This window comes from Veillonellaceae bacterium, assembly GCA_012523975.1.
GTDB lineage: Bacteria > Bacillota > Negativicutes > JAAYSF01 > JAAYSF01 > JAAYSF01.
The window spans coordinates 38,018-51,120 of the sequence record JAAYSF010000049.1; the positions used below are offsets into that span (position 1 = coordinate 38,018).

The window sequence follows — 13,103 nt, forward strand, 5'->3', positions numbered from 1 at the left end:
AATGCCAGTTTATTGTTGTTTTATGGAAGATAGAACTTTTACAGGTTTTAGCCATATAGAGTTTTCTTTCTTCCCAATACCAACAAACGTTCCCACAGAATCGTAAATTTTGAAAAGACCTTTTCCATTCGTATTATATTCAATTGTTCGTCCATTTTTGAAAGCAGCCGCCTGCTGTGACTCCAACTCAATAGCAGGCAATTTGATAAAGCAGTCGGGAGAAACAATGGCTTCTAGCGGACCTTCCGATAATTCTTCAAGAGTTTTCGAGTCCTGCACAGTAAACTGACCAACCCTTGTTCGTAGCAAAAAAGTCATAGTTGCTAAGCAGCCTAGCTTCCGACCAATATCAATACACAGGGAGCGAATATAAGTTCCTTTAGAACAAGCCACATCAAATAATACTCTATTACCAACTATGTCAAGCAGTTCGATATTACTAATTGTTATTGAACGGGTTTTGCGCTCTATCGTCACTCCATTGCGTGCTAATTCATATAGCCTCTTCCCGTCAACTTTAATAGCTGAATACATAGGCGGAACTTGTTCAATATTACCAATAAATGAAAACAAAACTCTTTCAATTTCTTTGCGATTAGGACATAAATCAGTACTATATTCGATTATGCTTCCAGTGTCGTCACCTGTATCAGTCTCATAGCCAAGAGTCATTTCAACCCGATAGCTTTTATCATCGGCTGCAAGATATTCTAGAAGTCGCGTTGCTTGTCCTATCGCAATCGGAAGAACTCCGGCAGCCGCCGGATCAAGCGTACCAGCGTGACCTACCCGTTTTATACTATAAGTTCTTCTTATATAGGATACTACATCATGGGAAGTCATGCCCGGCGGTTTTAATATACTTAAGAAACCGCCGTCCATTATGCTGTTCCCCTGATTAATTTTTCCGCAGCCTTAACAACCTTTTCTTTAATCTCATCTATAGTACCGCCGCTAACAGTACAGCCGGATGCCCGCACATGGCCGCCTCCGCCAAAGGATAATGCCAACTCACTAACATCTACAGATTTTGACCGAAAGCTCACTCTAGCTGAACTTTGTTCAGTAAACTTAAACATTATCGCAATTTCAACTCCCTCAATATTGCGAGGATAGTTTATAAGACCCTCAGTACTATCTGCGCTGTCGTTTTCTGAATGTTCTACAGATACTGCGGCAATTTTCCCATTACAATGCAATTCCAAGGTTTTTAATACTTCTAGCGTATTCATTAGGCTGGCAAGCGGTTTTGTTTCCATATATTCTGATATAATATTGGGCTTCACACCACACTCAATTAGCTGAGCAGCACATCGATGTGTGTGTGAAGATGTATTTGCATATCGAAAAAATCCGCAATCAGTAGCAATTGCCGTGTATAAGCAAGTTGCCATATCAACGCTAATCAGTGCATTATCCATGTTTAAAAGATCTAAGATAATTTCACCTGTTGCTGCCGCCTTACTATCAATATACCAATAGTCAGCAAATTTGGTATTCGATATATGATGGTCAATGTTTAAAATCGGTACTTTAGCAATTCTCCCGACTTCGCCGATTCTCTCAATATCACTTGCGTCCAATACAACAAGCAAGTCCGGAGAAATTGCTAATTCCGAAACCCGAGCAATATTCTCACTACCCGGTAGAAATTTATAAAGCTTTGGCACATCATCGTCAATTATCATCTGGACTGATTTTCCACATGATATCAAATATTTATTAAGGGACAACATTGATCCTAAGCTATCCCCGTCCGGATGAATATGCGCGGTAATAAGAATGTTATTGGCATTTTCTAATAAATTGGCAACTTGCCGCAGAGAACAATCCATTTACTTCGCGCTCTCCTCCTGCTGCTTTATTTTAAGCAATAATTCCTGAATATGCGCACTGTATTCCAAGGATTCGTCTATATGCAAGGATAATTCTGGTGTAAACCGCATTCGAATCCTTTTTCCGATTTCAGACCGCATAAAACCTAGTGCTTTATGCAGCCCAGCCCAAGTAGTTGCCTTCTGCTCATCACTACCCATTAAACTAACAAATACCTTGGCACTTCTTAAATCAGCAGTAACTTCAACATTTGTAACAGTTACAAATCCAACACGTGGGTCTTTAATCTCAGTTAATATGATTTTACTTATTTCTTGTTTTATAAATTCCTGAACTTTTTCTACTCTAAGTTGCCCCACATTTATTCCTCCGTTTCCGGACTAGCTATTAGGCTTAATTTGTTCCATTGCATATACTTCAACAATATCTTGCTCCTTAATGTCACGGAACTTTTCGATGGTAAGGCCAAACTCATACCCTGAAGCTACTTCTTTCACATCATCTTTAAAACGTCGCAGTGATTCGATCTCTCCTTCATGAACAACTACCCCGTCTCTAATTACACGCACTTTTGAAGTACTCGTGACTTTACCTTCAAGCACATACGCGCCTGCCACGACATTTTTATTAATTGTGAATACCTGCCGAATCTCCGCCCGCCCCTGAATAACCTCCTTATATTGAGGAGCAAGCATTCCTGTCATTGCAGCTTCGACATCATTAATGGCTTCATAAATTACGCGATAAGATCTGATATCGATTTTTTCGGTTTCGGCCGCCTTTCTAGCATTCGCATCTGGCCGTACATTAAAACCAATAATAAGTGCATTTGCGGCAGATGCCAGCATTACGTCGGATTCGTTGATCGCCCCAACACCGGCGTGAACAACAGTAACTCGAACTTCTTTATTGTTTGTGTTTAAGGCTAGCAATGCCTGTCGTAATGCTTCGACCGACCCTTGGAGATCTGCTTTTATAACAATATTAAGATCCTTAATGTTGCCTTCCTGAATTTGTTTGAATAAATCATCCAGCGAAACTTTTTGCGAGTGCGCCAACTCATCGGTACGCTTTTTAGCAATACGTTTTTCAGCTACAGCTCGCGCAATTTTTTCTTCAACTGCAACCAGGACATCTCCGGCTTCAGGTACATCTGCCAAACCTAATACTTCAACAGGTGTAGATGGTTCAGCCTTTTTAACCTTTTCGCCACGGTCATTGATCATTGCCCGCACCTTGCCATAAGCAGTACCAGCTATGATTGAATCACCAATATGCAGTGTTCCTTTTTGCACGAGAACGGTAGCAACAGGGCCACGGCCTTTATCTAGTTTAGCCTCAATAATAGTTCCATAAGCGTTTCTGTTCGGATTAGCCTTCAGTTCCTGCATTTCAGCTACCAGTACAATCATGTCTAGCAAATCGCTTATACCCGTTTTCTGGTGAGCGGATACAGGCACAGTGATGGTATCTCCGCCCCAGTCTTCAGGTATTAGTCCATGCTCTGAAAGCTGTTGTTTGACACGATCTGGGTTTGCACCAGGTCGATCTATTTTGTTTATCGCTACAATTATAGGTACGTTTGCCGATTTAGCATGATTTATAGCTTCAATTGTTTGCGGCATAACTCCATCATCAGCCGCAACGACTAAAATAGCTACGTCGGTAACTTGAGCACCACGCGCGCGCATAGCCGTAAAAGCCTCATGGCCCGGTGTATCTAAAAAGGCAATTTTCTTTCCTTGTGAAATGACTTGGTATGCACCAATGTGTTGAGTAATTCCGCCTGCTTCCTGCGAGGTGACATGCGTTTTGCGAATTACATCCAACAGTGATGTTTTACCATGGTCAACGTGCCCCATAACGGTAACTACCGGAGGCCTCGGCACTAATGTGGCAGGATCATCTTCAATCTCTGGAATTTCGGTAGGATCTTCTTCGGGAGGCAACTCTTCAACTGTAGTTCCAAACTCTCCTGCAAGAATTGTTGCTGTATCAAAATCAACCTCTTGATTAATGCTAGCCATTATTCCAAGCATCATCAATTTTTTGATAACTTCACTAACTTCCCGTCCTAACTTTAACGCAAGCTCTTTGACTGTTATTGATTCGCCAATCTGAATGATTTTAGGTGTCGGAGATTCAATTTTTGGGGTTGGCGCTTGACGTCCATGATGGCTTGAATTACGACGATTTGCATTCGTTTGGTTATTTCTTCTATTTCTATCTTGGCTTCTTGAATGATTGTTATATTGGTTTCGATCATTGGTACGATTACTAGTATTTGGAGTATTAGAAGCACTAGACTGTTGACGATGCTTCTGGCTACTTTGATTATGCATTTGGTTAGTTTGCTGTTGAGGACGCTGTTGTCCTTGCTGGTACTGACCTTGCGGACGTCGTTGTCCCTGCTGGTACTGGCCTTGCGGACGCTGTTGTCCCTGCTGGTACTGACCTTGCGGACGCTGTTGTCCCTGTTGGTACTGACCTTGCGGACGCTGTTGTCCCTGTTGGTACTGACCTTGCGGACGCTGCTGTCCCTGTTGGTACTGACCTTGCGGACGCTGTTGTCCCTGCTGGTACTGACCTTGCGGACGCTGCTGTCCCTGCTGGTACTGACCTTGCGGACGCTGTTGTCCCTGCTGGTACTGACCTTGCGGACGCTGCTGTCCCCGCTGGTACTGACCTTGCGGACGCTGCTGTCCCCGCTGGTACTGACCTTGCGGACGCTGCTGTCCCTGCTGGTACTGACCTTTAGGATCTACTTGACGTACATCGGTTTGCTCATTGAGATTTTTCTGGTTATCTCTAGGCTTCTGATTCTGCGCTCCGCTCATTGCTGGAGTGCTAGATTGCTTATTTGCACTGTTGGTATCGGTAACATCTCCTTTATGTGCAAACGTCCTCTTAATTACCGCTTTGGCATCTTCATCAACACAACTCATATGATTCTTAGCCGTAACATTATTACGACCTAGTATATCTATTATCACTTTGCTCGTAGTATTAAACTCTTTAGCTAATTCATATATCCTAAATTTGGACATTGATCCACCCCCATTTTCTTACTCTCCCATAGTCTTATCGAATAATGCCTTTGTTATAGCTTTACTAAATCCCGTATCGACAATAGCTACTGCAACCCGACTTGCCTTACCAATAGCCATCCCCAAATCTATTTTGGTGACACATTCATAAATTGGTATTTTATAGAAATTAGTTAAATCGCGATAGCTTTTTTTTGTGTTTTCAGAAGCATCTTCTGCTACTATAACAAGTTTCGCCTTACCAGACCTAACCGCGTTTTCAACAGCAAGCTCACCGGAAACCAGCTTTCTCGCCTTCATAGCTAATCCTAGCATTGACAGAAGTTTATGATTGTTCATAGGTTATGCTTCCGCGAAGTTGTTCATATACCGCCGGTGCTATTTCATGTTTCAGAGCACGTTCTAATCGCTTCTCCTTATAAGCTTTTGCGAAACACGGCTCACTGGCACAGATATAAGCGCCTCTGCCAGCCTTTTTGCCGGTTGAATCGATTAAAACATCACCATCAGGTGTACGAACAACTCTTAATAGTTCTTTCTTATTCTTCATCTCCTGACACCCAACGCACATACGCTGTGGTATTTTTCTTTGTTTCACTGTTATTCCTCCTGACTAGCGGAATACGCTTGGGCTTGAGATTCGCTTTTAATATCAATTTTCCAACCGGTGAGTTTAGCAGCAAGTCTAGCATTTTGTCCTTCTTTGCCAATGGCTAAAGACAACTGATAGTCAGGAACTACGACCTTCGAAACCTTTTCAATCTCATTTACTTCTACTGTTATAACCTTTGCTGGACTTAAGGCATTAGCGATATATTTAGCGGGATCTGCATTCCACTTCACGATATCGATTTTCTCGCCTTTTAATTCGTTAACTATAGCTTGCACTCTCATACCTTTATGACCAACACATGCCCCCACAGGATCTACATTTTCGTCTCGAGAATATACTGCAATTTTAGATCGTAGTCCAGGCTCACGCGCGACCGATTTAATTTCAACGATACCATCGTGAATTTCCGGCACCTCTAACTCAAAAAGCCTTTTAAGCAATCCTGGATGAGTACGGGATACAAGAATTTGTGGGCCTTTAGTTGTTTTCTTAACTTCATTTATGTATGTTTTAAGTCTATCACCATGTCTATAAATCTCACCCATTATTTGCTCAGAGGGAGCTAAAATCGCCTCAGCTTTTCCTAAGTCTATATATACGTTTTTTTGCTCGATACGCTGCACTATACCAGTTAAAATATCACTTTCACGATTTGAAAATTCTTCGTAAATAATTCCCCGCTCGGCTTCGCGAATACGTTGAACAACTACCTGCTTGGCGGTTTGAGCTGCTATTCTTCCAAAATCTTTTGGCGTTACTTCTATCTCTACAATATCGCCTAGTTCATACCGAACGTCAACCGCACGGGCCTCTTCTAAGTCCATTTCCAGTCTCGAGTCTGTTATCGTTTCCACAACATTTTTACGGGCATAAACATGAATCTCACCTGTGCTTCTGTCAAGCGAAACTCGGACATTTTGCGCCGATCCAAAATTTCGTTTGTAAGCTGAAATCAGTGCGGCCTCAATTGCGTCAAATAGCACTTCCGGGGCAATGCCTTTTTCTTTCCCTAATTGTTCGAATGCCAGCATAAATTCCGCATTCACCATGAATTCCCCCTATTCAATTTTTCACTCTTATTTTTAAAATTCAATATGTAGCCTTACTTGTGAAGCTTTTTCCCTAGGCACATGCATTACAGTGCCATCGATATCAAGTTCAATATCACCATTTTGTAATCCCTTTAAGGTGCCAACAATACTTTTTTGTCCGTTTATCGGAGCAAAAGTGCTTATTTCTACTTTATCACCAATATGACGGACAAAATCACGCTCTTTCCTTAAGGCTCGATCCAATCCTGGTGAAGAAACCTCTAAATAATAACTTTCTTTAATTGGATCTAACTCATCAAGCTTCTTTTCAAGCTGTTCACTTACTGTTTGGCAATCATCGAGTTCAACACCGCCGTCTCTATCCAAGAAAACCCGCAAGTACCAGTCACGTTCCTTTATAAACTCTACGTCAACCAGTTCCAAATCACTGCCGTTAATAATATCTAAAACCAACTCTTCGACTAGGCTTTCGATTTTTTCTCTAGACATCGAAATCCTCCCTTACTTAACTAAATTTAATCTTATTGTTACCTAAGACTACATGCAACTATACCTATATTTGGCAGTAAAAAGCAATAATAACATAAAGAGTGGGTTAGCTCACCCACTCTCAAAACGCTTGCAACGATTATTATATTTATTATATCACTACCAAAGACTTTTTACAACATAAACTTCAGGACTAGGGTCGATTATCCGAATAACATCATCTGATCTGTTTCCGGCAATCCGTCCAAGCAGCCATGACCTTTCAATATGTCAATCACCGCCTTGGATATACGACTACGTGCTCTTAGGTCTTCAATCGAAGAAAACGGACGACCACAACGAGCTTCCACTATGTTTCGAGCTGCCGTGTCCCCGAGTCCTTGCAGGGCAGCTAACGGCGGCAGCAGACCGTCTGCAGTAATAATAAATTTTGTGGCATCCGATGCATAAAGATCGACCTTGTTAAAGACAAATCCACGTAAGTACATTTCTAAAGCCATTTCGCAAATCGTTTGGAGTCCTTTTTCCTTTGCAGTTAGGTTATTGCCTTTTTGCTCTAGCTCGGACAATTTATTGCGTATGGCATTCTCACCTTTTACGATGAGATCGGCATCAAATTCGGTAGCTCTGACTGTGAAGTATGACGCATAAAATGCCAATGGATAATGAACCTTACAATACGCAATTCGGAAAGCCATCATGACATATGCTACTGCATGGGCTTTAGGAAACATATATTTAATTTTTTGGCAAGATTCTATATACCATTCCGGTACTCCATTTTGACGAATCTTTTCAACATCCTCCGGCTTAATTCCTTTGCCTTTTCGAACGCCCTCCATAATTTTGAAAGCTAGCTGAGGCTCTACCCCTTTATGTATAAGGTAGATCATTATATCGTCACGTGCAGAGATAGCCTCTGATAATTTAGCTGTACCGGCTTTTATTAAATCTTGGGCATTATTAAGCCAAACGTCAGTACCATGTGAAAAGCCGCTTATACGGACTAGTTCACTAAATGTTTTAGGAGTAGTATCTTCTAACATTTGCCGGACGAATTTCGTACCAAACTCAGGTATGCCAAAAGTACCAACCTTACTGCCTAACTGCTCCGGTATTAATCCTAATGCCTTCGTTGAAGAAAACAGACTCATTGTTTCAGCATCATCAAACGGAATAGTTTTTGCATCTATGTTAGTTAGATCTTCAAGCATCTTGATTACAGTAGGATCGTCGTGTCCTAGAATATCAAGCTTAACCAAGCGGCTGCTTATCGAATGATAATCAAAATGCGTGGTAACAGTGGAGGAGTTTTTGTCGTCAGCGGGACGCTGTATGGGCGTAAAATGGTGAACGTCCATATCGCGCGGAACAACCATAATGCCTCCAGGGTGCTGACCAGTAGTACGCTTAACTCCTGTGCAGCCCTTTAATAAACTGTTAATATAAGCGTTTCGAGGATTTAAACCCTTTTCTGTAAAATAATTTTTTACATAACCATAGGCTGTCTTATCGGCGATTGTTGCAATTGTCCCTGCTCTAAACACATTGTCCCGGCCAAATAATTCTTCAGTATATTTATGAGCCACAGGCTGATAATCACCTGAAAAGTTTAAGTCAATATCAGGAACTTTATCGCCGTGAAAACCCATAAAGACAGCAAACGGTATATCATGCCCATTCTTTGTCATCTTAACATTGCAGTTGGGACATAATTTGTCGGGCAAGTCAAAACCGCCCCCATAACTTCCGTCAGTTACAAAGTCCGAGTATCTGCAATTAGGACATCGCCAATGCGGAGGAAGAGGATTTACCTCTGTTATATTGGTCATTGTTGCAACAAAGGAAGATCCTACAGACCCTCTCGAACCAACTAAGTATCCATCATCGAGTGATTTTTTAACTAACTTGTGGGCAATCAAGTATAATACCGCAAAACCGTTATTAATTATTGAATCTAATTCGTTCTTTAAGCGGGCAGCTACTATCTCCGGTAGCGGACTGCCATAAAGCTCCTCAGCCCTGCAATACGACATCGAACGGATCTGTTCTTCTGCTCCAGGAATCTGAGGCGAATACAATTCGTCAGGTATTGGCTTAAATTTACTTATGGCTTGGTTTATAAGGCGGGGATTCTCTACAACAACCTCATAAGCCTTCTCTTTACCTAAATACAAAAATTCATCTATCATCTCGCTAGTAGTTCTAAAATATAATGGCGGCTGATTATCGGCATCACTATAACCCTTACCAGCCATGAGTATCCGCCGATAAACTTCATCTTCCGCGTTTAAGAAGTGCACATCGCCTGTTGCAACAACTAACTTGCCAAGTTTTGCTCCAAGTTCACAAACTCTTTTATTAATTTGACGTAAGCCTTCGTCATCGGCAACTTTTCCTTCACGAACAAGAAACGCATTGTTACCAATGGGCTGAATCTCTAGATAATCATAAAAGCATGCTATAGCAGTTAACTCTTCCTCGCTGGCTCCATTAACAATAGCATGAATTAGCTCACCAGCCTCACAAGCAGATCCAAGAATAAGACCTTCGCGATATTCTATCAATACCTTACGCGGTATTCTAGGTGTGCGATGAAGATATTTTAAATGAGATATCGATACCAGTCGGTATAAGTTTTTTAAACCTATTTCATTTTTAGCTAAGATAATAATATGCCGTGCTTGATTGATATCGTTATCAAACAAGTAACCTTCCATTCCATAAATAACTTTTATGCCCGCTTTTTCAGCTACTTCATGCGCTTCAGGAAATGCTTGCACAACACCATGATCAGTAATTGCTATCGCATCATGTCCCCATTTTGCCGCAGTAGTGATTAGTTTCTTGGCTGAAACAACAGCATCCATATTGCTCATTTGGGTGTGGGCGTGCAATTCGATACGAGTAATTTCAGCATCGTCAGTTCGCTCGGGTTTGTCAATCTTGCACATACTATCGGCAAAAATAACGAGATCATTATTTGCAAACTTATCAAACTGGACGGTACCTTTGACTTTCACCATTGTATTCTCACCCATAGCTTTTAAAACTTTATCAAACTGCTCTTTATCATCGAAGAAAACCTTGCCACTGATGCCGTCTGATGAATCGCTAATGTCAAATGTCAATAGGAATCGACCTGTTCTTAATTCACGGCTTTCCACCGAAGATAACTGACCTTCTAAAACAATGTTTCGTCCTTCATCTTGAACTAAGCAAATTGGCTGTGACTGATCTTTTATATTTCGACCAAAAATAATAGGACTTGCCTGGCTGGTCTTTTTTTCAGAATCTGATTTAGTCTCGCTAATAGCTTCAAGGTACTCCGGGGTTAGCAAGTCATCCTGATATGTTTCTTTATCTTCCCGAAAGCCAACCACACAGTTAACGTTTAAGTTACGGCCAAATTCTTCTAAAATCAAACTTTTAATATTGTGTATAATTCCATATGTTTGTATAAGTTCTGACGATAACTCGCCCATTGTCTCTATAATTAATGTATCATTATCAATATTCCACTTAGCAGTTTCAAGCAAGTGCTGAATAGCTGGATTGTCTATGGCGACTTTTTTTACAAAATCTCGCCATTCATCGGTGAGATAATTTTCTAACGATTTTATCTCTTGGACGAATACTATGTTTGTTAAACCACAGCTTTGACACAACTTACAACGAATTAAATCTGTCAGAGTTTTGGGAAGATGTACTGGTGACCTTAAATATATAGTCCAAACATTTTGTTTAGTGTTTACCTTGACTTTAACAATTCGGGATTTTCTGATAATTAACTTGTCTTCTTCTTGGATAGGTAGATTTATTATAAAGTCTTCAAACACTTTTATATTTTCAGGAATTATGCAATAGTCATAGCTAGACAACTCTCTCACCCTTTAGCACTAATAGAAAGACTTAGCTTACCCATGTGAAAGCTTATGTCGTCTTTCTCTTTCTTATTTCTTACCCAAAAGTTAGACTTTCTAGCAAGTCATAAGAAACTCGAACTCATTTTGGAGTCCGAGTTTTTACCATTATCCAATGAACAAGACGCTATACGACTCCCATCCTCCTAAGCGGAAGCTAATAGCGTCTAAGTCCCAGGATAAATTCGGTTAAACTTCAGCTGAAGCAAGTCTTACTTTATCTAGACAGCCTTGGAATAGCCGCTTTCTATGTCAGCCTCAATTACCCGTCCGGCTGTCAGCGTTCTAGAGACATCAATGATTCTTTGATTAGCAGAACCCCGAAATGGAAGCCTCAGATCCCTTTGAGCCTGTATGAAAGGACCATCAACTAAAAAATCTATTACGCTTAAAACTGGTATGCGCTTAATTTCTTCAAAAGTAAATCCGGTGTATACCCAAATATCCAGTCTAGGATTGCGGCGTTTAACCAGAAATATCACTTTGAGTAAAGCTTCGGCCTGCATTAAAGGGTCTCCACCACTAAATGTAATTCCTCTATGGAGCGGAGTAATTTTACTTAAAAGCATTTCAGCGAATTCCTTTTCCCCGACTTCGATTCCGCCTTCCATTGGTAACAGTTCTGGATTATGGCATCCATCGCAATGCCGGGGGCAGCCTTGCAAAAAAGCCGCAACCCGAATTCCTAAGCCATCAACTACTGACTCATTAATAATTTCCTTATATCTTATCATGTTTGACTTCCTCTGTCCGGTATGATTTAGACATGCGAGATACGATTATCTAGCTCTGAGCGCTTAGCATCATTAAACCGATCTACTGTACTTAAATATCCGGTAATACGACGAACTCGTCTAATATCAGACGTATTACATACTGGGCAGCTATCGCTGTCAATTACACCTAAATATCCACAGCTCTCACAAAAATCTACCGGGAAATTAATTCCGGCATACCCAAAATCGCACTCTTTCATATAACGAATTATATCTTCAATTGCGCCAAGGTTATTTATCGGCGGCGCGCTAAATTCAACATAACTTATATGGCCGGCGTTAGTGTACTTATGATAGACACCTTCAAGCTTGACTTTTTCAAAAACACTTATTGGATATTCAACAGGGACATGGAATGAATTTGTATAATAATCTTTGTCAGTAACGCCCGCAATTAAACCATATTCCTGCCTATCCATTTTTATAAACCGTCCTGATAAGCCTTCGGCTGGGGTGGCCAATAAGGTATAATTCAAATTATATCGATCAGCTGCTTTATCGACCTTGTTACGCATAAAAGCAATAATCTCTTCGCCCAACGCCTGAGATTCCTCATTTTCACCATGATGATATCCCGTCAGAGCGGTAAGTGCCTCAGCTAAGCCAATAAATCCTACCGATAGCGTACCATGCTTGATAACATCTTCAATTATATCATTAGGCTTAAGTTTTTCGGAATCTAAATAGAGGCCTTGTCCCATTAAAAACGGCATATCTCGAACTTTCAGCTTACATTGAACCTGATAACGATGGTATAGCTGCTCACATGTCAAATCAATTAAGTCGGAAAGACTCTGATAGAACTTCATCAGATTGCGCTCAGCTTTTATTGCTAATCGAGGTAAGTTAATCGTAGTAAAACTTAAGTTGCCACGGCCATCTGTAACTTCTGGACCGCACTTGTTGGACATAACCCTGGTACGGCATCCCATATAACTTACCTGGTCGCCAAATGGCTTGTTAAACGAAGAATCCATAAAGCTAAAGGTGGGATTTAACCGCTGAGCGGCTACTCGAATAGCCAATTTGAATAAATCATAATTAGGCTCACCGGGATTTAGATTGACCCCGTCTTTTACTCGGAATATAATATTCGGAAAAATTGGATTCTCCCCGCGTCCTAAACCTTTCTCATACGCCAGTAGTATGTTTTTGGTCACCATTCGGCCTTCCGGTGTTGTATCAGTTCCAACATTAAGGCTTGAAAAAGGAACCTGTGCACCAGCCCTACTATGCATACTATTAAGGTTATATATTAAAGCCTCCATTGCTTGATAAACTTCTTCTTCACTGGCCTTTGCCATAAAAGGAGCTATATCACGATCAAAAAAAGCAAAAGATTGCCCGCCATGCATATCGTTCTGTGA

The 13,103-nt window shown here is 41.0% G+C and carries 11 protein-coding genes; all 11 read right to left on the bottom strand.

Going from position 1 to position 13,103, the window contains the following annotated elements; all coding sequences use genetic code 11:
- Nucleotides 1-9: 9 nt before the first annotated feature.
- Nucleotides 10-882 carry a tRNA pseudouridine(55) synthase TruB gene (truB, locus tag GX348_06665; protein ID NLP41870.1) on the bottom strand — a complete coding sequence of 291 codons (873 nt, stop codon included), beginning with the start codon at nucleotides 880-882 and terminating at the stop codon, nucleotides 10-12.
- Complete coding sequence (locus tag GX348_06670) at nucleotides 882-1,835, bottom strand: bifunctional oligoribonuclease/PAP phosphatase NrnA (protein NLP41871.1); 954 nt, start codon at nucleotides 1,833-1,835, stop codon at nucleotides 882-884. The genes truB and GX348_06670 overlap by 1 nt, the downstream gene beginning before the upstream one ends.
- A complete protein-coding gene (gene rbfA / locus GX348_06675; GenBank protein ID NLP41872.1) occupies nucleotides 1,836-2,195 on the bottom strand; it encodes a 30S ribosome-binding factor RbfA in 360 nt (119 codons plus the stop codon).
- A 21-nt stretch (nucleotides 2,196-2,216) separates the two neighbouring features.
- Nucleotides 2,217-4,883, bottom strand: coding sequence for a translation initiation factor IF-2 (gene infB, locus GX348_06680; protein ID NLP41873.1), 2,667 nt, complete (start codon nucleotides 4,881-4,883; stop codon nucleotides 2,217-2,219).
- An 18-nt stretch (nucleotides 4,884-4,901) separates the two neighbouring features.
- A complete protein-coding gene (locus GX348_06685) occupies nucleotides 4,902-5,222 on the bottom strand; it encodes a 50S ribosomal protein L7ae (protein ID NLP41874.1) in 321 nt (106 codons plus the stop codon).
- A complete protein-coding gene (locus GX348_06690) occupies nucleotides 5,209-5,454 on the bottom strand; it encodes a YlxR family protein (GenBank protein ID NLP41875.1) in 246 nt (81 codons plus the stop codon). The genes GX348_06685 and GX348_06690 overlap by 14 nt, the downstream gene beginning before the upstream one ends.
- A 29-nt stretch (nucleotides 5,455-5,483) precedes the next feature.
- Complete coding sequence (nusA, locus tag GX348_06695) at nucleotides 5,484-6,542, bottom strand: transcription termination/antitermination protein NusA (protein NLP41876.1); 1,059 nt, start codon at nucleotides 6,540-6,542, stop codon at nucleotides 5,484-5,486.
- Nucleotides 6,543-6,578: 36 nt separating this feature from the next.
- Complete coding sequence (locus GX348_06700; GenBank protein ID NLP41877.1) at nucleotides 6,579-7,037, bottom strand: ribosome maturation factor RimP; 459 nt, start codon at nucleotides 7,035-7,037, stop codon at nucleotides 6,579-6,581.
- A gap of 203 nt (nucleotides 7,038-7,240) precedes the next feature.
- Nucleotides 7,241-10,918, bottom strand: a complete 3,678-nt coding sequence (locus tag GX348_06705) for a PolC-type DNA polymerase III (GenBank protein NLP41878.1) — start codon at nucleotides 10,916-10,918, stop codon at nucleotides 7,241-7,243.
- Nucleotides 10,919-11,181: 263 nt separating this feature from the next.
- Entirely contained in the window at nucleotides 11,182-11,694 is a 513-nt protein-coding gene (gene nrdG, locus GX348_06710) for an anaerobic ribonucleoside-triphosphate reductase activating protein (protein ID NLP41879.1), read from the bottom strand.
- Between the two features lie 26 nt (nucleotides 11,695-11,720).
- Nucleotides 11,721-13,103, bottom strand: a 1,383-nt coding sequence (nrdD, locus tag GX348_06715) for an anaerobic ribonucleoside-triphosphate reductase (protein ID NLP41880.1), incomplete at its 5' end; no start/stop codon positions are given.